The organism is Sinomonas sp. RB5 (assembly GCF_054063535.1).
In genome coordinates this window covers 185,845-210,964 of sequence record NZ_JBSSGJ010000008.1, presented here as the reverse complement: position 1 = coordinate 210,964, position 25,120 = coordinate 185,845, and the positions used below count along the sequence as shown (strand labels likewise).

The 25,120-nt window shown below is 71.3% G+C and carries 26 protein-coding genes; 8 read left to right on the top strand and 18 right to left on the bottom strand.

The features are described 5' to 3' along the window. The first annotated feature begins 406 nt into the window (after nucleotides 1-406). The 3 genes from ACVWWH_RS11670 to ACVWWH_RS11660 all read left to right on the top strand — a co-directional run bounded on the left by ACVWWH_RS11670 (nucleotide 407) and on the right by ACVWWH_RS11660 (nucleotide 3,375). Nucleotides 407-745 (top strand): metal-sensitive transcriptional regulator, encoded by a 339-nt coding sequence (locus ACVWWH_RS11670; RefSeq protein ID WP_066501627.1) that lies wholly within the window; start codon nucleotides 407-409, stop codon nucleotides 743-745. Nucleotides 746-860: 115 nt separating this feature from the next. Continuing rightward, a complete protein-coding gene (locus tag ACVWWH_RS11665) occupies nucleotides 861-1,091 on the top strand; it encodes a heavy-metal-associated domain-containing protein (RefSeq protein WP_066501629.1) in 231 nt (76 codons plus the stop codon). 4 nt (nucleotides 1,092-1,095) lie between these two features. Further along, on the top strand, nucleotides 1,096-3,375 hold the full coding sequence (locus tag ACVWWH_RS11660; RefSeq protein WP_457316691.1) for a heavy metal translocating P-type ATPase: 2,280 nt from the start codon (nucleotides 1,096-1,098) through the stop codon (nucleotides 3,373-3,375). A gap of 127 nt (nucleotides 3,376-3,502) precedes the next feature. Here ACVWWH_RS11660 and ACVWWH_RS11655 read toward each other — a convergent pair whose 3' ends face one another. Beyond that, nucleotides 3,503-4,510 carry an EamA family transporter gene (locus tag ACVWWH_RS11655; protein WP_457316690.1) on the bottom strand — a complete coding sequence of 336 codons (1,008 nt, stop codon included), beginning with the start codon at nucleotides 4,508-4,510 and terminating at the stop codon, nucleotides 3,503-3,505. Nucleotides 4,511-4,591: 81 nt separating this feature from the next. Between ACVWWH_RS11655 and ACVWWH_RS11650 the strand changes: the two genes are divergently transcribed. Continuing rightward, entirely contained in the window at nucleotides 4,592-5,146 is a 555-nt protein-coding gene (locus ACVWWH_RS11650; RefSeq protein ID WP_457316689.1) for a CGNR zinc finger domain-containing protein, read from the top strand. 2 nt (nucleotides 5,147-5,148) lie between these two features. On the opposite strand, the gene ACVWWH_RS11645 is transcribed toward ACVWWH_RS11650, so the two are convergent. The 3 genes from ACVWWH_RS11645 to ACVWWH_RS11635 all read right to left on the bottom strand — a co-directional run bounded on the left by ACVWWH_RS11645 (nucleotide 5,149) and on the right by ACVWWH_RS11635 (nucleotide 7,625). After that, nucleotides 5,149-5,526 carry a hypothetical protein gene (locus ACVWWH_RS11645; protein WP_457316688.1) on the bottom strand — a complete coding sequence of 126 codons (378 nt, stop codon included), beginning with the start codon at nucleotides 5,524-5,526 and terminating at the stop codon, nucleotides 5,149-5,151. 66 nt (nucleotides 5,527-5,592) lie between these two features. Then, a complete protein-coding gene (locus tag ACVWWH_RS11640) occupies nucleotides 5,593-6,216 on the bottom strand; it encodes a hypothetical protein (RefSeq protein WP_457316687.1) in 624 nt (207 codons plus the stop codon). Between the two features lie 47 nt (nucleotides 6,217-6,263). Continuing rightward, nucleotides 6,264-7,625 carry an MATE family efflux transporter gene (locus tag ACVWWH_RS11635; protein ID WP_457316686.1) on the bottom strand — a complete coding sequence of 454 codons (1,362 nt, stop codon included), beginning with the start codon at nucleotides 7,623-7,625 and terminating at the stop codon, nucleotides 6,264-6,266. A 108-nt stretch (nucleotides 7,626-7,733) separates the two neighbouring features. Between ACVWWH_RS11635 and ACVWWH_RS11630 the strand changes: the two genes are divergently transcribed. After that, nucleotides 7,734-8,537, top strand: coding sequence for a class I SAM-dependent methyltransferase (locus ACVWWH_RS11630; protein WP_457316685.1), 804 nt, complete (start codon nucleotides 7,734-7,736; stop codon nucleotides 8,535-8,537). 93 nt (nucleotides 8,538-8,630) lie between these two features. On the opposite strand, the gene ACVWWH_RS11625 is transcribed toward ACVWWH_RS11630, so the two are convergent. Further along, the gene (locus ACVWWH_RS11625; protein ID WP_457316684.1) at nucleotides 8,631-10,067 is read right to left on the bottom strand and encodes an amino acid permease; all 1,437 of its coding nucleotides are present in this window, start codon (nucleotides 10,065-10,067) and stop codon (nucleotides 8,631-8,633) included. A gap of 259 nt (nucleotides 10,068-10,326) precedes the next feature. Here ACVWWH_RS11625 and ACVWWH_RS11620 point away from each other — a divergent pair, with 259 nt between their 5' ends. After that, on the top strand, nucleotides 10,327-10,686 hold the full coding sequence (locus ACVWWH_RS11620; protein WP_457316683.1) for a VOC family protein: 360 nt from the start codon (nucleotides 10,327-10,329) through the stop codon (nucleotides 10,684-10,686). An 89-nt stretch (nucleotides 10,687-10,775) separates the two neighbouring features. On the opposite strand, the gene ACVWWH_RS11615 is transcribed toward ACVWWH_RS11620, so the two are convergent. The 4 genes from ACVWWH_RS11615 to dnaB all read right to left on the bottom strand — a co-directional run bounded on the left by ACVWWH_RS11615 (nucleotide 10,776) and on the right by dnaB (nucleotide 16,402). Continuing rightward, complete coding sequence (locus ACVWWH_RS11615) at nucleotides 10,776-11,831, bottom strand: 2,3-butanediol dehydrogenase (RefSeq protein ID WP_457316682.1); 1,056 nt, start codon at nucleotides 11,829-11,831, stop codon at nucleotides 10,776-10,778. Between the two features lie 20 nt (nucleotides 11,832-11,851). Next, the gene (locus ACVWWH_RS11610) at nucleotides 11,852-13,639 is read right to left on the bottom strand and encodes a flavin-containing monooxygenase (protein ID WP_457316681.1); all 1,788 of its coding nucleotides are present in this window, start codon (nucleotides 13,637-13,639) and stop codon (nucleotides 11,852-11,854) included. A 103-nt stretch (nucleotides 13,640-13,742) separates the two neighbouring features. After that, nucleotides 13,743-14,927 (bottom strand): GAF domain-containing protein, encoded by a 1,185-nt coding sequence (locus ACVWWH_RS11605; RefSeq protein ID WP_457316680.1) that lies wholly within the window; start codon nucleotides 14,925-14,927, stop codon nucleotides 13,743-13,745. Between the two features lie 86 nt (nucleotides 14,928-15,013). Further along, nucleotides 15,014-16,402 carry a replicative DNA helicase gene (dnaB, locus tag ACVWWH_RS11600; protein WP_066501646.1) on the bottom strand — a complete coding sequence of 463 codons (1,389 nt, stop codon included), beginning with the start codon at nucleotides 16,400-16,402 and terminating at the stop codon, nucleotides 15,014-15,016. A gap of 469 nt (nucleotides 16,403-16,871) precedes the next feature. Between dnaB and ACVWWH_RS11595 the strand changes: the two genes are divergently transcribed. Then, nucleotides 16,872-17,597: a hypothetical protein gene (locus ACVWWH_RS11595; RefSeq protein ID WP_457316679.1), complete on the top strand. Its 726-nt coding sequence runs from the start codon at nucleotides 16,872-16,874 to the stop codon at nucleotides 17,595-17,597. Nucleotide 17,598: 1 nt separating this feature from the next. Here the strand turns inward: ACVWWH_RS11595 and ACVWWH_RS11590 are convergent, their stop codons facing one another. The 6 genes from ACVWWH_RS11590 to rpsF all read right to left on the bottom strand — a co-directional run bounded on the left by ACVWWH_RS11590 (nucleotide 17,599) and on the right by rpsF (nucleotide 21,491). Continuing rightward, the gene (locus ACVWWH_RS11590) at nucleotides 17,599-18,741 is read right to left on the bottom strand and encodes a dipeptidase (protein ID WP_457316678.1); all 1,143 of its coding nucleotides are present in this window, start codon (nucleotides 18,739-18,741) and stop codon (nucleotides 17,599-17,601) included. A gap of 135 nt (nucleotides 18,742-18,876) precedes the next feature. Continuing rightward, a complete protein-coding gene (locus ACVWWH_RS11585) occupies nucleotides 18,877-19,548 on the bottom strand; it encodes an FMN reductase (protein WP_457316677.1) in 672 nt (223 codons plus the stop codon). Nucleotides 19,549-19,719: 171 nt separating this feature from the next. Further along, nucleotides 19,720-20,172, bottom strand: coding sequence for a 50S ribosomal protein L9 (gene rplI / locus ACVWWH_RS11580; RefSeq protein WP_066501660.1), 453 nt, complete (start codon nucleotides 20,170-20,172; stop codon nucleotides 19,720-19,722). A gap of 16 nt (nucleotides 20,173-20,188) precedes the next feature. Beyond that, nucleotides 20,189-20,428 carry a 30S ribosomal protein S18 gene (gene rpsR, locus ACVWWH_RS11575; protein ID WP_026820365.1) on the bottom strand — a complete coding sequence of 80 codons (240 nt, stop codon included), beginning with the start codon at nucleotides 20,426-20,428 and terminating at the stop codon, nucleotides 20,189-20,191. Nucleotides 20,429-20,507: 79 nt separating this feature from the next. Further along, complete coding sequence (locus ACVWWH_RS11570) at nucleotides 20,508-21,122, bottom strand: single-stranded DNA-binding protein (protein ID WP_457316676.1); 615 nt, start codon at nucleotides 21,120-21,122, stop codon at nucleotides 20,508-20,510. A gap of 63 nt (nucleotides 21,123-21,185) precedes the next feature. Beyond that, on the bottom strand, nucleotides 21,186-21,491 hold the full coding sequence (gene rpsF, locus ACVWWH_RS11565; RefSeq protein ID WP_066501662.1) for a 30S ribosomal protein S6: 306 nt from the start codon (nucleotides 21,489-21,491) through the stop codon (nucleotides 21,186-21,188). 287 nt (nucleotides 21,492-21,778) lie between these two features. Here rpsF and ACVWWH_RS11560 point away from each other — a divergent pair, with 287 nt between their 5' ends. After that, entirely contained in the window at nucleotides 21,779-22,435 is a 657-nt protein-coding gene (locus tag ACVWWH_RS11560; protein ID WP_066501667.1) for a DUF1345 domain-containing protein, read from the top strand. A gap of 41 nt (nucleotides 22,436-22,476) precedes the next feature. On the opposite strand, the gene ACVWWH_RS11555 is transcribed toward ACVWWH_RS11560, so the two are convergent. Genes ACVWWH_RS11555 through ACVWWH_RS11545 form a run of 3 tightly spaced genes read right to left on the bottom strand, consistent with a single transcriptional unit; the run spans nucleotide 22,477 to nucleotide 25,010 of the window. After that, nucleotides 22,477-23,766: a M18 family aminopeptidase gene (locus tag ACVWWH_RS11555; RefSeq protein WP_457316675.1), complete on the bottom strand. Its 1,290-nt coding sequence runs from the start codon at nucleotides 23,764-23,766 to the stop codon at nucleotides 22,477-22,479. A gap of 34 nt (nucleotides 23,767-23,800) precedes the next feature. Then, nucleotides 23,801-24,538, bottom strand: coding sequence for a glutamine amidotransferase (locus ACVWWH_RS11550; RefSeq protein ID WP_457316674.1), 738 nt, complete (start codon nucleotides 24,536-24,538; stop codon nucleotides 23,801-23,803). Further along, nucleotides 24,507-25,010 (bottom strand): hypothetical protein, encoded by a 504-nt coding sequence (locus ACVWWH_RS11545; RefSeq protein WP_457316673.1) that lies wholly within the window; start codon nucleotides 25,008-25,010, stop codon nucleotides 24,507-24,509. The genes ACVWWH_RS11550 and ACVWWH_RS11545 overlap by 32 nt, the downstream gene beginning before the upstream one ends. Nucleotides 25,011-25,120: the final 110 nt, after the last annotated feature.

The following is a 25,120-nucleotide window of genomic DNA, read 5'->3' as shown; positions in this document are numbered from 1 at the left end:
GAGTTCTCAAACAACACGCCCCCGCAGGTACTCCGACCAGCCCAACCGGACCGGCCACATCCCCGCGGCAACAAGATTCAATCCTACCCGATCCGATTTCCTTTTCCAAATCCCGTTTCCGGGAGTGGATCGAGAAATTCGAATCCGAATTCCGCCATCCGGGCACACTCGAAGGTGCACCATTCCGGTGGAATTCCTAGGGGTTCTGCCGCCCTGTCCGGTCCGCGATCAGTTCGCAGCCGCTCCGGCGACTCAGAAAACATTACCGGCTCGCGGCGGTTCGGCCAAATCGGGAGGGTGTGCCCTTGGCCACTGGGGCCGGAGGGGCGGGTCCGGTGGCCGCCCGCGGGAACATACCCCCGTGGGGTACTTGACCCATACCCCGGGTGGGTATAGCTTCGGTCGCATGGACGAGATCACCCAGGCCCCCGAGCACCAGCATGCAGGGCCGCCCTACGGCTACACCGCGGACAAGGACGCCTACCTGCGGCGCCTGAGACGCATCGAGGGCCAGGTCCGGGGCATCGCGCGCATGGTGGAGGAGGACAAGTACTGCATCGACATCCTCACGCAGGTCTCCGCCGTCACCAAGGCCCTCCACGCGGTCAGCCTCGGCCTCGTCGAGGAGCACATCGGACACTGCGTGGTCGGCGCCGCCAATGTGCAGGACCCGGCCCGGCGCACCGAGGAGATCGACGCCAAGGTCAAGGAGGCCACCGATGCCATCGGCCGACTGCTGCGGTAGCGCCGCTCCCGGCCACGGCCGCGCCGGCTCCCCTGGACGGCCCGCGGGGACAGTCCGCCTGCCCCGGCCTACGCTGGGCACCACCACCGAGAACACGCACCAGAGGAGAAGCACCATGAGCCACTTCACCACCACCGTGCACGTCGACGGCATGACCTGCGGCCACTGCGTCAGCTCGGTCACCGAAGAGATCGAGTCGATCGACGGCGTCCAGGACGTCTCCGTCGACCTCAACGCCGGCGGCGTCTCGGAAGTGACCATCCAGTCGGACCGCAGGCTCAAGCACGAGTCGATCAGCGAAGCAGTCGCCGAGGCGGGCTACGTCGTCGTCGACAACGACGCCTAGGACGATGGACCAGCACAGGACCGCCCAGCTTCCCCGCATCGTCGAACTCGATATCGGGGGCATGACGTGTGCCTCCTGCGTGAACAGGGTCGAGCGGAAGCTGGGGAAGATCGAGGGCGTCCACGCCTCCGTGAACCTTCCCCTCGAGTCCGCCCGCGTCGAGGTTCCCGCCGGCGTGAGCGACGAGCAGCTGATCACCACCGTGGCGGCTGCCGGATATACCGCGAAGGTCAAGGCCTCGCCCCGCCCCGCTGCCGCCTCCGGCGAGGGTGAGGGTGAGGGCCACGGTGAGCACGCGCCGTCGTCCGCGGGAGCCGTCGAGGCGCCGGCCCGCACGCTGCTGCCCCGGCTCGCCGTCGCGGCGGCTCTCACCGTCCCCGTCGTCCTGATCTCGATGGTCCCGGCCGCCCACTTCCCCGACTGGGGCTGGTGGGCCGCCGCCCTGGCCCTGCCGGTCGTCACGTGGGCGGCGTGGCCGTTCCACCGCGCGGCGGCAGTCAACGCCCGCCACGGCGGCTCGACCATGGACACCCTCGTCTCCCTCGGGGTGACCGCGGCGTACGTCTACTCGCTCGTGCAGCTGCTGGCCGACCCGGGCCTGACCGCGCACCCGGGCATGGAGATGTCCGGCGGGGCGCTGTACTTCGAGACCGCCGCCGTGGTGACCACGTTCCTCCTCCTCGGGCGCTGGCTCGAGGCGCGCGCCAAGTCCCGGGCCGGCGACGCGCTGCGGGCGCTCCTGGACCGCGGCGCCAAGCGGGCCACGCTCCTGCGCGACGGCATCGAGACGGAGGTCCCCGCGGACCAGCTCGTGCCCGGAGACCTCTTCGTGGTGCGGCCCGGGGAGAAGATCGCCACCGACGGCGTGGTCCGCGAGGGCGCCTCCGCCGTCGACGCGTCGCTCCTCACGGGCGAGTCCGTCCCGGTCGAGGTCGCCGAGGGGAGCTACGTCACCGGCGCCACGGTCAACACCTCGGGCCGGCTCGTGGTCGAGGCCACCCGCGTGGGCTCGGACACGACGCTCGCGGCGATGGCGCGACTCGTCTCCGAGGCACAGACGAGCAAGGCCCCCATCGCCCGGCTCGCGGACAGGATCAGCGCCGTCTTCGTGCCCGTGGTGCTCGCGATCACCGCCGTCACGTTCGTCCTCTGGCTCGTGCTCGGCGGCGCGCTGCCCTCCGCCTTCACGGCCGCCGTCGCCGTCCTCGTGATCGCCTGCCCGTGTGCGCTCGGCCTCGCCACCCCGATCGGGCTGCTTGCGGGCAGCGGGCGCGGCTCGCAGCTGGGCATCCTCATCCGGGGCGCCCACGTCCTCGAGGACACGCGCGCCGTCGACACGATCGTGCTCGACAAGACCGGGACGGTCACCACCGGCCGACTGGCCGTCGACACGGTCGACGCCCTCGGGGACCTCGACCGTGGCGCGCTGCTCCGGCTCGCCGGCGCCGTCGAGTCCGCGAGCGAGCATCCCCTGGCCCGCGCCGTCACCGCGGCGGCACGCAGGGCGCACGACGGCGCGGGCCTGCCCGGCGTCGTCGGCTTCCGTTCCGCGCCGGGCGGCGGGGTGGAAGGCACCGTCGAGGGCCGCCGTGTGCTCGTGGGCCGCACTGACTGGATCGCCGGGCAGCTCGGTGCGGCGCCCGACGCCGGGGCCGCGGCAACGTTCGCCGAGCGCGAGCAGGCCGGCGCGACCGCGGTGTGGGTCGTCGTCGACGGCGCCCTCGCCGGGATCGTGGCGCTGCGCGACTCGGTCAAGCCCGGGTCCGCCGCGGGGATCGGCCGGCTGCGGGCCCTCGGCCTGCGGCCCGTGCTCGTCACCGGGGACAACGCGGCCGTCGCGGCCCGGGTCGCCGCCGAGGTCGGCATCGCGGGCGAGGACGTGCAGGCAGGCGTCCGTCCCGAGGGCAAGGTCGAGGCGGTCAGGCGGCTCCAGTCCGGCGGCGCCCGCGTCGCGATGGCCGGTGACGGCGTCAACGACGCGCCCGCGCTCGCGCAGGCCGACCTCGGGATCGCGATGGGCTCGGGCACGGACGTGGCCCGGGAGGCGGCCGACCTGACCGTGATGGGCGACGACCTGAATCAGGTCGCGGCGGCGATCGCGCTCTCGCGCAGGACGCTGGCGATCATCAAGCAGAACCTGTTCTGGGCATTCTTCTACAACGCGGTCGGGATCCCCGTCGCGGCGCTCGGACTGCTCAACCCGATGATCGCCGGCGCGGCCATGGCGGCGAGCTCGGTGCTCGTCGTGGCCAACTCGCTGCGACTCACGCGCTTCACCCCCTAGCCCCTCCCCCGTTTCGGGTACGCATCCCGACGCAGAAACGCCCTTTCGGGTACGCGCCCGCGTACCCGAAACGGTGAAAGGGCGACGAGATGCGTACCCGAAACGGAGGGGCGGGGGAGGGGGGCGGTCAGGCGGGGCGGTTGACCGCCGGCAGCGAGCCGGTCGCCAGGTCCGCCGCCGGGAGGGCCTCCGGCGCCGAGTCGGGGACCACGGCGGACGCAGGGGCGCGGAGCTCGTCCATGCGCACCATGACCACGCCGGCCACGATGAGGGCGCCGCCCACGAACTGCACCGGTCCGGGGACGTCGCCGATCATGATCCACGACGCGACGACAGAGAAGAGCACCTCGGTGAGGGAGACGAAGCTCGCGACCTTCGAGCCGAGCCGCTGCGTGCCGATGATCCCGAACGTGTAGGCGAGCACCGCGGCGACGAGCGTGATGCCCGCCAGCGGGACCACCCAGCTGACCTCGCCGCCGAGGAGCGCCACGGTCCCGAACGTCGCCCCCAGGGGCAGCAGGCCCACCACGGCGAGCAGGGCAATGGTGAGGGCCCCGGACACCATCCCCCCGGCCACGGTCACGAGAGGCGGCAGGACGCCGTCGGACTTCGCCGAGAGGACGAAGTAGACCGCGAGGCAGACCGCCGCGGCGACGCCCCACAGCACGCCGACCGGATCGACATGCTGGGCGCTCATGAGGTCCAGGACCAGCACGAGCCCGAGCATCGCCGTCACCGTCCCGACGATGGTGAGGGTTCCCGGGCGGTGCCGCGTGCGCAGCCAGGCCCAGCCCACGAGGATGATCGGGGCGAGGTATTCGAGCATGAGCGCGACCGGCGGGCTCATGCGTGCCACGGCATTGAAGTAGAAGAACTGGCACAGAGCGATGGCGATCGCGCCGTAGGCGGCCATGAGCGCCACCCCTCCTCGGAGGCGCGACCACTGCCCGCGCATCATCCATGCCGCGGGGAGGGCCATCACGAGCGCGGCGAGCCCCACCCTGCCGCCGACCACCGCGCCGGGCGTCCACCCGGCCTCGAGCAGGGACTTCCCGAGCGGTCCCGAGATGCCGAACGTCGCGGCCGACAGCAGGGCGAAGACGAGACCGGATGCGGAACGGTTCGCGGACAGCACAGGGCACCCCCCAAAGATCGTGTCATGAGTAAAGCAAGGGTATGGTGATGACAGTAGATCCCGATCCCGTCAGGAGTCAACGTGATCTTCGCCCATGACACCGAGGTGGCGCTGCGCAGCGCCGTCAACCTCGTCAACACCCTCGATCCCCTCGGAGCAGACGGCGGCGACCACCTCGCCACCGGGGAGGACCTGGACCGCTTCCTGCTCGAGGAGAAGTTCACGGGCTCCCGCACGCACGACGCCGCGGAGCTGGCTGGGGTGCGCGCGCTCCGGTCGCGGCTGCGCACCCTCTGGGACTCGACCGAGGAGGAGGCCGTGGAGCTGGTCAACGCCCTGCTCAGCGAGGCCCGGGCACTGCCTCAGCTCGTCAAGCACGACGACTGGGACTGGCACCTCCACGCCACGACCCCGCAGGCGCCCCTCGCGGACCGGATGGGCACGGAGGCGGCGATGGCGTTCGTGGACGTGATCCGCTCGAAGGAGCTCGACCGCCTGCGCGTCTGCTCGGCGGAGGACTGCGGGGCGGTTCTGGTCGACCTGACGAAGAACCGCTCGAAGCGCTACTGCGACACGGGCAACTGCGCCAACCGGGCGCACGTGCGCGCCTACCGGGAGCGCAAGGCCGCGAGCTGAGGTCAGGCCTCCGGACCGGGGCGGCCCGGGGCGCCGCCGTCGGCCTCATGGCCCGGCTCGGACGCGTCGTCCGCGGCAGGGGTGCCCTTGGCAGGGCGCTGGGCGCGCTTGAGCCGGTCCTCGGAGCGCAGGTTGACACCGTCACCCCGGCCGAGGTGCTCGGCGTTCTCCTTGTAGCTCATGGACAGCATGGCGGCGATGACGAGGCACACGATGAAGGCGATGCCGGCGGCGCTGAACGCCAGGTCGAACCGGAGGCCGTGCCCGGTCCCTCCGGAGGCGAAGATCAGCACCGTCACGAAGGCGACGACACCGAAGAACGCCGAGAACATGAGCGGGCCCTTGATCCCGACGCGGGGCCCGCGCGGTGTATCAGACATGGGCCCTCCTCAAGCGGCCGGGGAACGTGGGAAGCTTCTACGCGCAGTAGAAAGAACGTATCGATTCTAGGCCACGTCGGGCTGGGCGGCGGAATCGTGCCTCAGGCTCAGGCCGCCGATCAGGAGCAGCACCCCCGTGATGATGGCCGCGCCGCCGGCCACGCCGAGCAGTGCGTGGGCGCCCAGGCCGGCAACGAACGGCAGCAGGACCGCGGCACCGAGGTGCACCGCGCCGATGATGACCTCATCCCGCGCCAGGGGGCTCCGCCCCCTTCCGGCGATGGCCGCGACGAGGTCGGCGAGCCCGGTGAGCGCGAGGGCCGCGGCGCCGCCGGCCGCGATGACGCCGCCCGCGGGCGCGGCCCCGAGTCCCAGACCGACGGCCGCAGCCAGGCCGAAACAGGCCGAGGAGACCAGGCGGACGGCGGCGGTAGGACGGGCGGCGGGGTCCGCGGCGCGCCCTTCCTCGCGCAGCAGCCACGCGCGGGCCGCCGCGAGCCCCACGAAGTAGGCCGCGAGGCACCAGGCCGCACCCGCGGCGGTGGGCGTCCCCCAGAAGACGGTGACTGCGCCGAAGGCCAGCGCGACGACCGCCCTCAGGATCACCGGGGCGGCGAGGGAGCGCTGCTCGGCGGGGGCGAGGGCGCCGGACGGGACGGCTGCGGGCTGGGTCGAAGGGTTCTCGGGCACGGGCCAAGTCTAGCCAGCCGGCAGGTGCCGCCCCGCCGCGCGTCCCGCTAGTGCGAGCCGAGCACCATCCAGGCGTCAGAGCGCGCCCGAAGGCCGAGGGTCAGTGCGCGCGCGAGCATGTATCCGCCGGCGAACGCGGCCCACAGCCACATGAGCCCCGCCGGTCCCCCCACGCCGGAGAGCCCGGCCCACACGAGCAGGGGGGCGTAGACCACGAGGTTGAGCAGCCCTGCGATCGCGAGGTACCGGGCGTCCCCGGCGCCGATCAGCACGCCGTCGAGGACGAACACGTAGCCGCACACCGGCTGGCTCGCGGCGAGCACGAGCAGGGCGGGCAGCAGGGCCTCGTGGACCTGCCGGTCCGGGGTGAAGATCCAGCCGATCCACGGTGCGCAGGCCGCGAGGAGGGCCCCGGTGATGACCCCGTACCCGAGGGACCACCGCACCATGGTCCGTGTGAGGGCCCGCGCCCGCGCCGCGTTCGCGGCGCCGAGCTCCTTGCCGATGAGGGCCTGGGCAGCGATGGCCAGGGCGTCGAGGGCGAAGGCGAGGACGTTGAAGAGCGTCATGGCGAGCTGGTGGGCGGCGAGGTTCGCCGGTCCCTGCTGCGTGGCGACGACGACGGCCGCGAAGATCGCGGCCCGGAGCGTGAGCGTGCGCAGCATGAGCCAGGAGCCCACGTGGGCGGCGCCCAGGAGGCCGCGCCGGCTCGGGGCGAGGCCCACGCCCTCGTGCCGCATCCGCCGCAGCACGATGCCCAGGTACGCGGCCGCCATGCTCAGCTGGGCGACACTCGTGCCGATGGCCGATCCCGCGATCCCCCAGCCGAGCCCGTAGACGAACAGCAGGTTCAGCAGGATGTTCCCCGTGAAACCGACGGTGGCGACGACGAGCGGGGTCCTCGTGTCCTGGAGCCCGCGCAGTGCCCCGGTGCCCGCGAACACGAGCAGCATGCCCACGAGCCCGGGCATCGACCAGACGAGGTACTCGACCGCGTACCCCCGCACCTCCGTGGGGCCGCCGAGGAGGCCCACCACCGCCGGGGCCGCGAGCCAGCCGAGCGCCGCGAGGGCGAGGCCGAGCAGCAGCGCGAGCCAGGCGCCGTCGCGCGCGGCGGACATGGCGTGGCCCATCTTCCCCGCGCCGAGGAGGCGCGCCACGGCGGGCCCTGTCCCATAGGCCAGGAAGACCATGAGCCCCACGGCGGTCTGCAGCACCGTGGTCGCGATCCCGAGGCCCGCCAGCTCCGCGACCCCGAGGTGCCCGACGATCGCTGAGTCGGCAAGGAGGAAGAGCGGCTCCGCGATGAGCGCGAAGAAGGCGGGCACGGCAAGGCGCAGAATCTCGCGCGCCGTCGACCGCGGCGCGCTGGCCTGCGCGTGCGCGTGGACCCGCTCCCCCTGCTCCATGGGTCCCACTGTAGGCGCCCGCGCCGACACTCCAGCGCGGTGTGGGCCCGGGTGGACCCGGGCCCCTGGGATCTGGCGGCCGCGCGGACCCGAACCGATACTGATCGCATGTCAGGGGACTCAGCCTTCACCGGATCCATCCCGGAGCTCTACGACACCGTCCTCGTGCCCATGGTCTTCCAGGACTTCGCGGACGACCTCGCCGCCGACGTCGCGGCCGCGGACCCCGCGAGCGTGCTCGAGACGGCGGCGGGGACGGGAGTCGTGACGAGGACGCTCCACCGGGTCCTCCCGGGCGCCAGGATCACCGCCACGGACCTCAACCCGGCCATGCTCGTCCAGGCCGACCGCATCCTGCCCGCCTCCGACTCCATCCGGTGGCAGCAGGCCGATGCCCAGGAGCTCCCGTTCGAGGATGGGGCCTTCGACGCGGTGGTGAGCCAGTTCGGGATCATGTTCTTCCCCGACCGGGTGCGGGCCTATGCGGAGGCGCGGCGCGTGCTGCGGCCCGGCGCCCGGATGACCGCGGCCGTGTGGGGCCCGCTCGAGGGCAACGAGGTGACCCTCCTCGTCGAGCAGGCCCTGGCCGAGCTCTTCCCCGAGAGGACGCCGACGTTCTACCGCCGCATCCCGTTCGGCTACACGGACCAGGACCTCATCCGTGCCGAGCTCGAGGAGGCTGGCTTCTCGGACATCGACGTCCGAACGGTCGAGCACGTCAGCGCTCCGACGTCCGCGGACGCGATCGCGCTCGCCCACTGCCAGGGGACGCCCCTCGCCAATGAGCTGCGGGAGGGATATGGGGACCCCGTGGAGATCACGGCGGACGTAGCGCGGGTGCTCGGGGAGCGGCTCGGCGGCAGGCCGTTCTCGGGCCCCACCACGGCGATCTTCTTCTCGGGCGTCGCCTGACGCACGGCGCGCCCTGACGCCCGACGGCGCGGGGCCGGCTCCCGCTCGAGCCGGCACCGCGCCGTCGTGCCTACCTCTGGGCCGTAGCCGGCCTCAGGCGCCGTGCCCGTGGGCTTCGGCGTCGAGCTCGGCCGCCTCGAACCCGGGGGCCTCGGCGAGGGCGGGTACACCGGCCGCCGCCAGGCCGCGCCGGCGGTAGCGGGCCACGCCGATCGCGACGACCACGGCGGCGAGTGCCACCGACAGGACGAGCTCGTCACGGGTGTCGTCGAGGAAGAGCATGCCCACTAGCAGCGCGACGATCGCCACGATGGAAGCCCAGGTCAGGTACGGGAAGAGCCACATGCGGATCTCGAGCTTCGTGCCGGCGGCATCGGCCCGGCGGCGCAGGATGAGCTGGGAGGCCGCGATGACGAGCCACACGAACAGGGCGATCGCGCCCGAGGTGTTGACCAGGAACAGGAAGACCGTGTCCGGCCACAGGTAGTTCAGGCCCACCGTGACGAAGCCGACCACCGTGGAGACGAGCACCGAGCGGACGGGGACGCCGCGGGTGGAGATCCGCGACCACGATGACGGGGCGTCCCCCCGCCGCGAGAGCGAGAAGATCATGCGGCTGGCCGTGTAGAGGCCCGAGTTGAGGCACGAGAGGACCGAGGTGAGGACGACGATGTCCATGATGGTGCCCGCGCCGGGGATGCCGAACCGCTCGATGACCGCGACGTACGGGCTCTTGGCGACGGACGCGTCGTCCCACGGCAGGAGGGTCACGACGATCGCCATCGAGCCGATGTAGAACACGAGGATGCGCCACACGGTCGAGTTGACGGCCTTGCGGACAGCGGTCACCGGATCGGCAGACTCGCCCGCCGCGATCGTGGCGATCTCGGCGCCGAAGAAGGAGAACACGACGACGAGGATGCCCGCCAGGACCGCGCTGCCGCCGTTCGGCATGAGCCCGCCGTGGCCTAGCAGGTTGGTGGTGCCGGGGGCCGGGAGGCCGGGGATGAGGCCGAAGATCGCGGCGAGGCCGGCGATGAGGAACAGCACGATCGCGGTGACCTTGACCGAGGCGAACCAGAACTCGAACTCGCCGTAGGACTTCACGCTCCACACGTTGGTCAGCGTGAGCGCGACCATGAGCACGAGGGCCCAGATCCACTGGTCGACGCCGGGGAGCCAGCGGTGCATGATCGCCGCCCCTGCGGTGGCCTCGATGCCGAGGACGATGATCCAGAACCACGCGTAGAGCCAGCCGATGCTGAAGCCGGCCCAGCGGCCGAGGGCCTTGTCCGCGTACGCCGAGAAGGAGCCGGTCTCGGGGTTGGCCGCGGCCATCTCGCCGAGCATGCGCATCACGAGGATCACGACGACGCCTGCGGCCGCATAGGCGAGGAGGATTCCGGGGCCGGCCTGCTTGATCGCCGCGCCGGAGCCGACGAAGAGCCCCGCCCCGATGACGCCGGCGATGGCGATCATCGACAGGTGACGGGGCTTGAGGGTCTTGTGGAGTTCTGGTTGGGAAGCCATGAGGCTCACTTCCATCGTTAGGGTCAATGCCGGAATCAATGGTGGCCCCATACCCAGAGGGTCTGCGCGGGCGTTCGCACAGTCTTTGTTGCGCACTGCAGGGTATCCGCCCAATCACGATTACCCTCAGACACCATCTGTTCCCGCACGAGCGCCCCGAAACATCCCCGCAACGTAGGCGGCGCCACGGCCGGTGGTGATCCAGGCCACGCCGACCCTGCGGACACGGGCTGTCCTCAACGCGGTCTACCGTGCCGGTATGGCTATCGCACGCTTCCCCTCCGTTGTCATCGACTGCCCCGACGCGGCCGCGCTCGCGCAGTTCTACGCCGGCCTCCTCGACTGGACGATCGAGGAGTCCTCCCCCGACTGGGCTCGGGTCCGCGCCGACTACGGCCAGTGCCTCGACTTCCAGGGGGTGCAGGGCTATACGCCGCCCCAGTGGCCCGGGCAGGAGGTCCCCCAGCAGATGCATCTCGACGTCGTGGTGGACGATCTCGACGCCGCCGAGGCGTCGGTGCTGGGACTCGGCGCCTCGAAGCACGATCACCAGCCCGGGACCACCTTCCGGGTCTTCCTCGATCCGGCCGGGCATCCGTTCTGCCTGTGCCTCAGCTGAGCGTTCCGGAGGCACGGACGACGGCGTGGGGCCGGCCCGGGCGGGAGCCGGCCCCACGCCGTCGTGCGCCACCGCGCCGACCGGAGCGGTCAGGGGTGCACGAGGATCTTGACGTTCTCCTCCTTGTTCTCGATGAGCTCACGGAAGCCGGCATCGAGGATGTCGTCGACGGCGATCCGGCCGGTGATGAACTGCTCGGCCGGGATCTTCCCGGCCCTGAGGAGCCCGATAACTTCGGCATGGTCGCCGCAGTAGGCGCTCGTGCCGATGAGGTTCAGCTCGCGCATCACGAGGCCGAACATGTCGATCTCGGCCTTGTGGCCCCAGATCGAGACGTTGACCACCGTGCCGCCGTTCCGCGTCGCATCGAGCGCGCCCTGGAGGGCTGGCGACGCGCCCACGCACTCGAAGGCGACGTGCGCGCCCAGCCCGTCCGTGAGCTCGCGGACCCTCGCCGGGACGTCCGTCTCGGACGGGTCCAGGACCAGCGCCGCGCCGGCGTCGGGCGCCTTGGCCTTGCGGATCGACGACAGCTCGATGACGATCACCTGCTCGACCCCGATGGCCCGCAGGCATGCCGTGGTCACGAGCCCGATCGGGCCGGCGCCGAAGACCACTGCCGTCTGCCCGGCCTGGATGCCCGAGCGCTTGACCGCGTGGTAGCCCACCGCGATGGGTTCGACGAGCGCCCCGATCTCGGTGGACAGCTCCCCCAGCCCGAACACGCGCTCCGGCGGCACGACCACGAACTCCGAGTAGCCGCCACCCTGGCCGGACAGACCGATGAACCCGCCCTTGACGCACAGGTTGTACCGGCCCGAGACGCAGTACAGGCACTCGCCGCACGTGATGTACGGCTCCACGGCGACCCTGTCTCCGACCTCGAGGCCGGTGACGCCGTCGCCCAGCTCGGCGATGACGCCCGCAAACTCGTGGCCCAGTGTCACCGGAACCGACTCGCCCGTGAGGGGATGCGGGTGGGCAGCGGTGGGGCAGAAGATCGGCCCGTCCTCGTACTCGTGCAGGTCGGTGCCGCAGATCCCGCACCATTCGACGCGGATCTTGACCTTCCCCGGTTCGACGGGGGGCTCGGGGATGTCCTCGACCCGCAGGTCTTTGTTCCCGTAGTAGCGTGCAGCCTTCATGTGTCCTCCTCTGTCTGGGCTCAGCGGGTGTGGTGCGTCTCGGCGAGCGCATAGACGGGCGTCTCCAGCCCCTCGAGCCGCGCCTTGAGCTGGAGGGCCAGGTACTTCGAGTAGTGCCGCGACTGGTGCAGGTTCCCGCCGTGGAACCACAGGTTCTCCTGCTGGGTGGGCTTCCACATGTTGCGCAGCTCGCCCTGCCACGGGCCGGGGTCCTTGGTCGTGCCGGAGCCGAGGCCCCAGCACTTGCCGACCTTGTCCGCCACGTCCTGCGAGATGAGCCTGGCCGCCCAGCCGTTCATCGAGCCGTACCCCGTCGCGTAGACGACGGCGTCAGCCTCGAGGCGCGTGCCGTCGTCGAGCACGACGGCGTCCTCGGTGAGGTGGTCCACCTGGCCGCTCGCGAGCCGGATCGCGCCCTTGGCGATGAGTTCCGAGGCGCCGATGTCGATGTAGTAGCCGGAGCCGCGCCGCAGGTACTTCAGGAAGAGCCCCGAGTCGTCGTCGCCGAAGTCGAGCTGGAAGCCGGCCTGCTCGAGTCCTGCGTAGAACTCCTTGTCCCGTTCACGGATCTCGTCGAAAGCCGGGCGCTGGAAGTCGGGGAGGACCTTGTACGGGATGGAGGCGAAGATGAGGTCGGCGGTCTCGTGGTCGATCCCGTGGGCCAGTGCCTCCTCGGAATAGAGAGGCCCGAGGACAACGTCCATGAGCGAGTCGGACTTGACGATGTGGGTGCTCGACCGCTGGAGCATGGTCGGTTCGGCGCCGTTCTGCCACAGGTCGGCGCAGATGTCGTGGGCCGAGTTGTTCGAGCCGATCACCACGACCTTCCTGCCCGAGTACTTCGCCCCACCTGGGTGCTGGGAGGAGTGGTGCTGGTCGCCGCGGAACACGTCCTGGCCCGGCAGCGTGGGGACGCTGGGGAGCCCGGACATGCCGGTGGCCATCACGAGGTGCGTCGGGGTCAGGGTGAGCTCGCGGCCCTCACGCGTCACCGCGACGGTCCACTGACCGCTGCCCTCGTCGAAGCTCGCCGTCGTGGCCTCGGTGTTCGGCCAGTAGTCGAGCTCCATCAGGTGCGTGTAGTGCTCTAGCCAGTCGCCCATCTTGTCCTTGGGCGTGAATACCGGCCAGTGGTCCGGGAACGGCAGGTACGGCATGTGGTCGTACCAGACGGGGTCGTGGAGGCACAGCGAGTGGTACCGCGACCGCCACTGGTCGCCGGGCCGGGCGTGCTTGTCGATCACGAGGGCCGGAACCCCGAGCCGCTTGAGCCGCGCGGCCAGGCCGATGCCGCCCTGGCCGCCGCCGACGATGAGCACGTAGGGCTGCTCCTCGATGCCGAAGCTCTCGGCCCTGGCCGTTCGCCGGTCGAGCCAGTTCTGCGTCGAGACGTTGACGCCGTGCTCGGCGCCCCGCTCTCGCCGGCGGCCGGAGGGCTCGGGGAAGTCGTTCAGGCCCTGCGCGCTCGACAGGAAGGTCCAGGCCTTCCCGTCCCGCAGGCGCACGAGGCCCTTCCCGTGGAACGCCCCGTTGCGGAACGTGTACCAGGCCTCGGTCACGCCGCTGGCCTCGCTCGCGCTCGTGACCTCAAGCTCCCGCGGCCAGGCCTCGGGGCCGACGGCGGCCAGCATCGCCTCGATCTCGCCGCGGCCCTCGGCCGTGTGGATGTTCCACGTGACGCTCGCGAGGTCCCGCCAGTAGCTCTCCTCGCCGAACAGCGAGGCCGCCCGCGCGACGTCGCCCGCGGCGAACGCCGCGTCGAGGTCCGCGAACCAGTCCCTCGCGCCCTGCAGCGCTGCATCACCCACTGCACTTCTCCTTCGAACGCCTGAGCCGGTGCATCCGAAGGTATGGCGCAGGTCACACCTGCGGCAGGGTTGCAGAACGTTGCAGCGGCCCTCGCCGGCTCCGTCAGGGACGCATGACGGCGGCCGGTACCGTCAGTCGGTACGGTCGGCTTTCGATGAGGCCGCCGAGGCGCTTGCGCAGGCGCGAGACCTCGGCGCGGACGGTCACCTCAGTCTGGGCGCTGTCGAGGCGGGCGAGGACCTCGCGCGCCTCGAGGCCACGAGGGTGGGCGGCAAGGAGGCTGAGGAGCTCGAAGTGCCTGGCGCTCAAGGGGATCTCCGTCACCTCGGCGCCCGCGCAGAGGACCACGGAAGGCGGCGGGCCGGCCCGGAGCTCCAGCTCGGCGGATGCGCGGGCCCCTCGCAGGATCCATCCGCCGTCGAGCGGCTCGGCGTGCACCTGCCCGAGGCCGGGCAGCCACGCCAGGCCGGCCTCGAGGGCGGCGGGGAGACGGATCCGCTCGCCCACGCCGAAGCCCTCCGCGGAAGCGACCCAGCCGGCGTCGTCCACGACGATGGTCCCGCGGCAGGCGCCGCCCGGCACTGCGGCGCTCCGGTGTACGGAGCCCTCGAGCGCCAGGCGCCGCAGGTCGCCGTCGTGCGCCCGGGCGAGGTGGTCCATCGCCTCGCGTGCGGCCATGCTCACGAGGGACAGCGTGTGGGGATGGGCCGTGCGGTAGGAGCCGCTGAGCGTCACGACGCCCACGGGAACGCCCGCCTTGTGCCCGAGGATGGGCGCGCTCGTGCACACCCACGCATGCTGCTCCTCGGCGCCGTGCTCGGGGCCGAAGATCTGCACCGGACGCCGCTCCTCCATCGCCGTGCCGAGGGAGTTGACGCCGACATCGCGCTCACGCCACCGGGCGCCCTGGACGAAGCCGAGTTCCTCGCTCTTGCGGCGCACCGCGGCCGGCCCGCTGACCCAGAGGACGTAGCCTTCGTCGTCGCTGACGACGAGCTCATTGCCCGCCTCACCGGCCAGCGGGAGCAGGCGGTCGCGCAGGAGCGGGAGGACGGAGGCGAGTGCGCCCGCCCGGTCGCGGCGTTCGGCCAGCGCCGCGTCCCCGAGATGGCCCCTCCGATCTCCCGCGGGACCCTGCCGCCGCCATGCCCGGGCCACGACGGTCCGCACCGGCTCGGGGATCTGGCTCGTGGACTGCCACGAGCGGTGGAGCCGGAGGAGTTCGCGCGCCTTGGCCGTGGGATCGTCGAAGACGGTGAGGGCAGCCTCGAGGCGCGACTGCGTCACAGGCACCTCCTCGGCTGTGGCCCGCCGCGCGCGGGCCACCCCACCAGAGTGGCATGGGTCACACCCGTTTGGACAGGGGCGTGCCCCTAGAAGCCGCCGCCCTCGCCCCCGGCGTCGGCAGCCATGTTGGCGAAGCGGGAGTAGTGGCCCTGGAACGCGACCACGATGTCCTTGGTGGGGCCGTTGCGGTGCTTGGCCACGAGGATGTCCGCCTCGCCGGCGCGTGGCGACTCCTTGTTGTAGACGTCCTCACGGTGGAGCAGGATCACCATGTCCGCGTCCTGCTCGATCGAGCCCGATTCGCGCAGGTCCGAGACCATCGGGCGCTTGTCGGTGCGCTGCTCGGACCCTCGGTTGAGCTGCGACAGCGCGATGACGGGCACCCCGAGCTCCTTGGCGAGGAGCTTGAGGGCGCGGGAGAACTCCGAGACCTCCTGCTGGCGGCTCTCGACCTTCTTGCCGCTGGACATGAGCTGGAGGTAGTCGAGCACCACGAGCTTGAGGTCGTGCTGCTGCTTGAGGCGGCGGCACTTGGCCCGGATCTCCATGAGGGACATGTTGGGCGAGTCGTCGATGAACAGGGGCGACTCGTTGAGGGGACCGAGCACCGAGGCGATCTTGGCCCATTGGTCGTCGCGCAGGGTGCCGCGGCGGAGGTCCTGGAGCTGAATCGATGCCTCGGCGCTCATCAGGCGCATCGCGATCTCGTTGCGGCCCATCTCAAGTGAGAAGAACACGGTCGCCATCTTGTGCTTGATCGCTGCGGAGCGGGCGAAGTCGAGCGCGAACGTCGACTTGCCCACGGCCGGACGCGCCGCAATGACGATCATCTGGCCGGGGTGGAGTCCGTGGGTGAGCTCGTCGAGCTCGTAGAACCCGGTCGGGACGCCGGTCATGCCGCCGCCGCGGTGGCCGGCCGCCTCGATCTCATCCATGGCGCCCTCCATGACCTGCGAGAGCGGGACGTAGTCCTCGGCTGTGCGGCGCTCGGCCACGGCGTAGACCTCGGCCTGGGCCTGGTTGACGAGGTCCTCGACCTCGCCGTCCTGCCCGTAGCCGAGCTGGACGATCTTGGTGCCGGCCCCGACCAGGCGGCGCAGCACCGCGCGCTCGGCCACGATCTCCGCGTAGTAGCCGGCGTTGGCGGCGGTCGGCACGGACTGGATGAGTTCATGGAGGTAGGCGGGGCCGCCCACCCGGTTGATCTCGCCGCGCTTCGTCAGCTCGTCCGAGACCGTCACGGCGTCCGCGGGCTCCCCCCGCCCGTAGAGGTCGATGATGGCCTCGTAGATGGCCTCATGTGCCGGACGATAGAAGTCGATGCCGCGCACCACTTCCACCACGTCTGCGATCGCGTCCTTGGAGAGCATCATCCCCCCGAGCACGGACTGTTCCGCGACGATGTCCTGCGGCGGTGTGCGCGCGGCGTCCGCGTCCCTGAAGGACGGTGCTGAATCGACGTGGGACGTGGACATGGGCAACACCTCGGACCGCTGGCAACCGTCCCGGAGCAGGCCGTCGGGACCGTGCTCCGGAGGAACGTGCACACCGTATCCGGGCCCACCGACAGTCGTGAAGCTGGGTTTGCACCACCCTTGTGGACAACCTGTGGGAAAAGGGCGCCCAGGTGTTCACCAATCTGTGGATATCTGTGGACAACTCTCCGGCCCAGCTGAAAAGAGCGCTCTGACGTGCGGAAACGCTGTTGACAGCTTGTGGATCCAGAGAGTTTGTCCACAGACGAAATCCACAAGTCCACACGGGCCGCAGGCGCGGTCTCCATACGTCGGGGCACATACGCTGCCGCCGCATGTGACTCAGCCCACATGTGTCGGGGGCCGCTCGCGGTCCATGCGCTCCGAGGCATGCGCGCGCTCCCTCGCAGCAGGATGAGCGCAGGCACTACGCTGGAGGAACCCACTCCGCCACCCTCCAGAAGCCCTCATGCAAAACCTCCTGCCTCCGCTCCTGATCCTCCTCGTCGTCGCTGCCGTCGTCGTCTTCGTGCTCCGCGCCGGCGCACGGCGCAGCAGGGAATCCCTCGAGGGTGCTCTCTCCGGAGGGCCTGCCGCCGCAGCGGCCGCCTCGGCGCGGCTCAACGAGGCCCAGCACCGGGCCGTCTACTCGCTCATCGCCCGCGGCCTCACCGTCCAGGCGATTGCTGCCTACCGCGAGGCCACGGGCTCCGGGCTCGTGGAGGCGCGCAACGCCGTCATCCTCCTCGACCGCTACCCCCAGGCGTTCCGCAGCGCGGGGAACGCGCCCACGCCGGAGGACCGTCGAGCACCCGAGCAGGCCGCCGCGCCCCAGCAGTGCGCCCCACCCGAGCAGCCCGCCGCACCCGAGCAGCCGCCCGCCGTCGCACGCGGCGGCGCGGCAGAGGCGTCAGCGAAGCCGGCACGGAGCGCCGAGGGGGCGCCGTCGGCGGGAGCAGGCCGTGCCGGAGGGTCCGGCGAGGGCCGCCCCGAGCGGTTCCCGTACCGGTACCGCGCCATCGTGAGCAACGGGCGCCAGACCCTCGAGGTCGCCTCCAACATGCTCAACGACGAGATCTACAACGAGATCAAGTCCCTGGCCCGGATCGGCGACGCCGAGGACGCGGCACAGATGCTGCACCGCCACTCGGACATCAGCATCGAGGACGCGCGCGCGTTCGTCGCGCTGCTGTGAGCTAGGCGGCCGCCTCCTGGGCGCCCTCGAGCACCCGCAGCGCGTTGCCCCAGCACAGCGCGTCGAGGTCCTCGCGTGACCAGCCCCGTTCCGCGAGGGTCGAGAGCAGCGGACCGTAGCCCGCGACCCCGTCCATGCCCCGGGGCAGGTCCACGGTCCCGTCGAAGTCGCCGCCGAGCCCGAGATGGCCGGGACCCACCACCTCGCGGGCGTGCTCGAGGTGGCGCACGACGTCGCCGATCGTCGCCTCGGGCGCGGGGTGGGACTGAAGCCACGCAGAGAACTCTGCGGCGGCCTGCGGGTCCTCCTCGGGGGCAACGTCGTGGAAGTCCACGGGCAGGCCGAGGGAGAGGCGCGTCTCGCGCACGGCGAGGGCGTGCTCGCGGCACGGCTCGGAGACGAACTTGGGCACGAACGTGACCATGAGGACGCCGCCGTTGGCGGGCAGACGTTCGAGGATGCGGTCGGGCACGTTGCGGGGATGGTCGCAGACAGCGCGGGCCGAGGAGTGGGAGAAGACCACGGGGGCGCTCGTGGCATCGAGGGCGTCCTCCATGGTCTGCGGCGAGACATGGGAGAGATCCACGAGCATGCCGAGCGCGTTCATCTCGGCGACGACGCTCCGCCCGAAATCGGTCAGGCCGGTGTCACGCCCGGCCGCCATCGCCTCGCCGGTCGCCGAGCAGGCCCAGGGGACGTCGTCGTTGTGTGTGAGGGTCATGTAGGCCACTCCCAGCTGCGCGAGCATCCGCAGCACGCCGAGCGAGCCGGCGATGCTGTGGCCGCCCTCGGCTCCCATGAGGGAGGCGATGCGGCCCCGGGCTGCGGCCTCGCGCACCTCCTCGGCGCTGCGGGCCAGCGCGAAGACGTCGGGGTGCGCGGCGGCGATGCGCCGCACGCAGTCGATCTGCTCGAGCGTCGCAACCACCGACTCGGCCGGGGCCAGGGTCGAGGGGACGAACACGGACCAGAACTGCGCACCGACACCGCCCTCGCGCAGCCGCGGGATGTCGGTGTGGAGGCGCGGCTGGTGCGCGCCGAGGGCGGCCGCGGCGACGTCGTATCCGAAGTCCTGGCGGAGCGCCCAGGGAAGGTCGTTGTGGCCGTCGAAGACCGGCGCGTGGTCGGTGGCTGGCTGCTGCATCCCGCCATCGTACGTCGGGGGGTCATCCCCTGGAGGCCGCCTCTGGTGACCCCGGGAGCTGACCTTCAGCAGGTGACTCCCAGAAGGTGACCTTCAGGAGGTGACTCCCAGAAGGTGACCTTCAGAAGGCGGCTCTCAGCGGCGGGGGGCGGTGAGGTCGGCGAGGAGCTCCTCGAAGGACTTGTCCTCGGGCCGGGTGGCCATGGACGGGAGCGCCTGTGCGCCAGCCGCAGCGAACGCGGCGGGACGGGCCGCGGCGAGCTCGCGCACGAGCTCGGTGGCAGCGCGCTCGATCCGGGCCGTGAGGCCAGCCGCCTGGCCGCCGTCCGTGCCCTTGCCCCAGTCGGTCGGGGCGGCGAACACGCCCGTGGGCACCGTCCGGGTGCGCAGGTAGCTGAAGAGCGGGCGCATCGCGAGGTCGAGCACGAGGCTGTGCCGCGCGGTGCCCCCCGTGGCCCCGAGGAGCACCGGCTTGCCCTCGAGCGAGCGCGGCTCGAGCACATCGATGAAGGACTTGAAGAGGCCGCTGTAGCTGGCCGAGAAGACGGGCGTGACCGCGACGATGGCGTCGGCCCCTTCCACGGCGGCGATCGCCTCGGCAAGGTCCGGGGCGGCGTAGCCGGTCACGAAGTTGTTGGCGATGTCCACGGCGAGGTCTCGGAGCTCGAGGACGGTGACCGCGGGGTCGAGCCCCGCGGCGCGGCCGAGCCGCTCGACGGCCGCAGAGATCTGGTCTGCGAGGAGCCGGCTCGAGGAGGGGACGCCGAGGCCCGCGGAGATGACGACGATGGACGTGCTGGCTGCCATGATCCTGCCTTGCTCTCAAAATACATGCTTTTGCATCTACTTCGACCAACAGGAAGACCCGCCGCTGTATTCCCCCGACGCCCCCCGGCACGCGGAAGGGCCCCCACCGCACCAGCGGTGGGGGCCCTTCCTCAAACCCGTCATGCCAACGGCATGGGCCGGAGCCGCAGACTACTTCGCGGCGACGACCTCAAGGTTGACCACGGCCGAGACCTCGTCGTGCAGGCGCACCGAGACCTCGTACTTGCCGGTCGACTTGATGTGGCCGGGGATGACCACCTTGCGCTTGTCGATGGCGCCGAGGCCAGCGGCCTCGACAGCACCGGCAACGGCGTCCGGACGGACGGTGCCGAACAGGCGGCCTTCCTTGCCGGCCTTCACCTCGAGGCGCACCGGGGTGCCCGCGAGAGCTGCAGCCTGGGCCTGGGCGGCCTCGAGCGACTTGTGGGCACGTGCCTCACGGGCGGCGCGGATCTGCTCGACCTGCTTCTCCCCGCCCTTCGACCACGTGACCGCGAAGCCGCGCGGCAGTAGGTAGTTGCGCGCGTAGCCGTCCTTGACCTCGACGACGTCACCGGCGGAGCCGAGACCCGTCACCTCGTTCGTCAGAATGAGCTTTGCCATGAGATTGCTTCCCTTCTCAGCCGCGGCCAGCGCCGGAGTAGGGGAGCAGGGCGACCTCGCGGGCGTTCTTGATCGCCTGGGCGATCTTGCGCTGCTCCTGCACGGACACGCCGGTCACCCGACGCGCGCGGATCTTGCCGCGGTCCGAGATGAACTTGCGCAGCAGGGCGACATCCTTGTAGTCGATGACAGTGATGTCAGCGGCCTTCAAGGGGTTGGACTTTGGTTTCGGCTTACGGATTTCAGCCTTGGCCATCGTGGAGCTCCTTAGTCTCTGGAGCCCGTGGCATCAGCCACGGGATGGTTGTGATGTTGTGGTGTGGAAGGTGAATCGATCAGAACGGGGGCTCGGAGTCGTTGCCCGTGCCCCAGCCACCAGAGCTGCTGACGCCCGGGGTTGCCCACGGGTCGTCCTGCTGCTGGCCGCCGCCGCCACCCCAGCTGCCGCCGGAGCCGCCACCCGGGTTCTGCGAACCCTGGTTGCCGCCCCAGTTGCCCCCGGAGGCGCCGCCGCCGAACTGGCCGCCACCGCCGCCGAAGTTCCCGCCCTGGCCTCCGCCGAAGTTGCCGCCCTGGCCGCCGGAGCGCTGGGTGCGGTTGACCTTCGCGGACGCATAGCGCAGGCTCGGGCCGATCTCGTCGACCTCGAGTTCGATGACGGTGCGCTTCTCGCCTTCCTTGGTTTCGTACGAACGGCTCTTCAGGCGGCCGGAGACGATCACGCGCATGCCCTTGGTGAGGGACTCGGCGACGTTCTCGGCAGCCTCGCGCCAGATCGACGCGCGGAGGAACAGGGTCTCCCCGTCCTTCCACTCGTTGGCCTGGCGGTCGAACGTGCGCGGGGTCGAGGCCACGGTGAAATTGGCCACGGCAGAGCCCGACGGCGTGAACCGTAGCTCGGGATCATTCGTCAGATTGCCGATCACCGTAATGGTGGTCTCGCCTGCCATGCTTCCTCCTGGTTCGTCCGACGCGTGCTGAAGATCGATGTACTTGAGGGAATCACGCCAAGACTACTTGGCGGACACCTTCTGGTCCTCGGGGCGGATGATCTTGGTGCGCAGGATCGTCTCGTTGAGGGAGAGCTGGCGGTCCAGCTCCTGGGCCGTGGCCGGCTCAGCGGTGAAGTTGACGACGGCGTAGATCGCCTCGTTCTTCTTCTTGATGTCGTACGCCAGGCGGCGACGACCCCAGATGTCCACCTTGTCGATGGAGCCACCGCTGGTGGTGACCACAGAGAGGAACTTATCCAGCGACTGCTGGACCGTGCGCTCGTCGACCTCGGGGTCGATGAGGACCATCAGTTCGTAAGGACGCATGTGTGAACCCACCTCCTTCGGGCTAAGCGGTTGCGGTCTTTCCGCAACAGGAGGTTCATGTGCGCGCCCGTGCGCCGTCCCCGCAGAGGGCGGGAGGTGGCACACAGACTGCACAAGTCTACCCGACGCGGGCTCGTCTCCCGACCGGCCGGGCACCTCCCCCGCGATCCACGCTAGCGCCGGCCGCGCGGCGTCGTGCGTGTGGAGACCCCGATGTGGACGACACGCCCGAGACGCGGCTGTGGAGGGACGGCGGATTCCCAGACTCGGCTGCAAGGATCGGGCGCATGAAGCCTGACGCCGAGCTTTCGCATCGTGCCCGGACCGCGCGCCGCAGGGTCTGGATCATGCTGGCCACCGGAGTGGCCGTGGCCGTCCTGACCGGGATCTTCAGCTCGTGGTGGCACGCGCCCGCCGCGGGCTGGGGCGCGGCCGCCCTCGTCTACGACGTCTGGGTCTGGGTGCGCATCGCCCCCATGGACCCGGAGCAGACGCGCACCCACGCGCGCCAGGAGGACCCCCGCCGCAGCACGCGCGAGTTCCTGATCCTCAGCGCCAACGTGGCGGCGATCATCGCCGTGGTGATCGTCATCGTCTCCGGCAACAACGCCAACGGCCCGGCGAAGGCGGCCCTGGCCTTCCTTGCGCTCACCGTCGTGGCGGCCTCGTGGCTCATGCTGCACACGATCTTCACGCTCCGGTACACCGAGCTGTACTACGCGACCCCCGAGGGCGGCATCGACTTCAACCAGGACGAGGCCCCGCAGTACACGGACATCGCCTACATGGCCTTCAGCCTCGGGATGACCTACCAGGTCTCCGACACCGCTATCAGGAACCACGGCATCCGCGCGGAGGCGCTCAAGCACAGCATCCTCGCGTACGTCTTCGCGACGCTCATCCTCGCGGCGACCATCAACCTCGTGATCGGCCTCGCGGGCTAGGGTCCTCACACCGGCCCCGGCCCTCGAGCCCCGGGGCCGGCTCAGCCGGCCTGGGCGAAGAAGCGCTCCACGGCCCGGGACAGCCGCCACGGATCCTGCACCCCGGCCAGCTCGCGGGCCGAGTGCATGGAGAGCAGCGGGATGCCCACGTCCACCGTGCGGATGCCGAGGCGGGTCGCCGTGAGCGGACCGATCGTGGACCCGCAGGGCACGTCATTGTTGGAGACGAACTCCTGGTACGGCACCTCGGCCTCGCCGCACACCGTCGCCCAGAGCGCCGCGCCGGCGGCGTCGGTGGCGTACCGCTGGTTCGCGTTGATCTTCAGCAGCGGTCCGCCGCCCAGGAGCGGGTGGTTGGCCGGGTCGTGGCGCTCGGGGTAGTTGGGGTGGACGGCGTGGCCGGCGTCCGCCGAGACGTGCCACGACGCCGCGAGGGCACGACGCCGGTCGCCCGCCGAGGCGCCGAGGCCGTCGCCGATCCGGGCCAGGACGTCCTCGAGGAACGGGCCGGACGCGCCCGAGCGGGACGCGGATCCCACCTCCTCGTGGTCGAAGGCGGCGAGGACGGCAATCGGGGCCCCCTCCGCGTCGGTGGCCTCCGCGGCCTGCACGAGGGCCACGAGGCCAGCGTGCACGGAGGAGAGGTTGTCCAGCCGCCCCGAGGCGAAGAACTCGCCGTGGGCGCCGAAGACCGCGGGCTCCTGCGTGTCCGCCACCACGACGTCGAAGCCGCCCACCTCGTACGGGTCCACGCCGGCGGCCTCGGCGAGCACGCCGAGCAGGTCCTCGGCGGACGGGTCACCGAGGCCCCAGACCGGACTCATGTGCTGCTGCTTCCCGAGGGCGAGGCCCTCGTTGACCGCCCGGTCAAGGTGGATCGCGAGCTGCGGGAAGCGCAGGAGGGGACCGGTCGCGGCGAGGTGCTGCGCACCGTCGAGCGTCACGAGACGGCCGGCGAGCCGGAGGTCCCGGTCGAGCCAGGAGTTCAGCAGCGGGCCGCCGTACACCTCGACGCCGGCCTGCAGCCAGCCGAGCCGGCCCGTGGTGGGCTTGGGCTTGAGCTTGAAGGAGGGCGAGTCGGTGTGCGCCCCGAGGATGCGGAACGGCGTGGTGGCCCCCGCCCCCTCCGGCACGGTCCACGCGATGAGCGCGCCGTCCCGGACCACGGCGTACTTCCCGGGCCCGCCCGGCCACGCGTCGGTCTCGGAGAGGACCTCGAAGCCCTCCCCGGCGAGCCGCCGTGCACCCTCGGCGGCGGCATGGAAGCTCGACGGCGAGGCCATGACGAAGCGGCCGAGGTCGAGGGCGTGCGCGTGGGCGGCAGTAGGCATGCTGCGAGTCTAGCCAGCCCGGTTCACGCGCCGGTCAGTCCCCCACGGCGTAGCGGCTGACGAAGTTGGCCAAGATCTTCTGCGGCTCGCTCACGCGGGCGCCGCGCGCGCGTTCCTTGACCTGCTCGGCCTCGTGGGGCGGGAAGTAGCCCGAGTGCCGGTAGGCGTCGATGCGCCGTTCGAGGCCCGCCACGTCCAGCTCGGGGTGGAACTGGGTCGCGTAGAGGTTCCGGCGGAAGCGGAACATCTGCACCGGGCACGTGTCCGAGCCGGCGAGGAGCGCGGCGTGCGGCGGGAGCGTGCGGACGGCCTCCTTGTGGCCCACGAAGGCGTGGAACGCCGGCTCGAGGCCGGCGCAGAGGGGATCCCGGAGGCCGACGGCGCTCAGCCTCACCTTCACAGGCCCGACGGGCTCGCCGAAGTGGCGGTCGATCACGGCACCCATCTGGCTGCCCAGGAGACCGACCCCGTAGCAGGCGCCGAGGAACGGGAAGTCCGCCTCGACGATCCGGCGGAGCAGGACGCCGATCTCCTCCTCGACCCGGCGCTGGACCGGGTCCTTCTCCTCCCTGGGGTCCGAGGCGGTGAACGGGCTCCCGCCGAGGATCACCCCCGAGTAGTCCTCGAGCCGGATCTGGGGCAGGGGACCGGCCTCCGCGCGGACGCGATGCAGGTGCTCGGGCTCGAGGCCCGCGTAGGCGCAGAAGGCCCGGTACTCGTCGTCCGCCACCTCGTCGTGGTCACGGGATGCCAGCAGAAGGAAGGGCCTCATGAGCATATTGTGGGCTCCCCGGCGCCCGGAGCGAAGCGGCGGCGCGGGCGGCAGCAGCGAGGGCGAGGACGGTGAGCAGGGCTGCCGCGATGTGCGCCACCACGAGGAGGTGGAAGTCCAGCGGCGCAGCCTGCACGGCGCCGGCCGGGGCCGTGGACACCGTGCCGTGGTGGGCGTGCCCCGCCGCGGGGAAGAGGGGACCGTCCGGACCGGCAAGCGCCGTGAGCGCGAGGTGGAGGGCCTGCTGGAGGGCGCCGCTGCCGAGGGCGAGCATCCAGGGGGCGAGGGGCGCGCGGGCCACCGCGGAGGCCAGCAGGCTCACGAGCACCACGAGCGCCGCGAGGACCCCCGCGGGCGGCGCGGCCCCGCCCGAGACGAGGTGGGCCACGAGCCCGAGGCCCACCGCCGCCGGGCCTCCGACCAAGGCCCATGCCGCCGACCTGCGGCGCCCGAGGCGCGATGTCCTGTCCATGCACAGCATTCGGAGCGAGGCGCCCCGGCGGATGGCGGCCCGGCGCCGCCCCGCATCGCGGACGTCATCTGGACGGGCTGGCCTTGCCCCGAGCGCGCCCGGGAAGACAA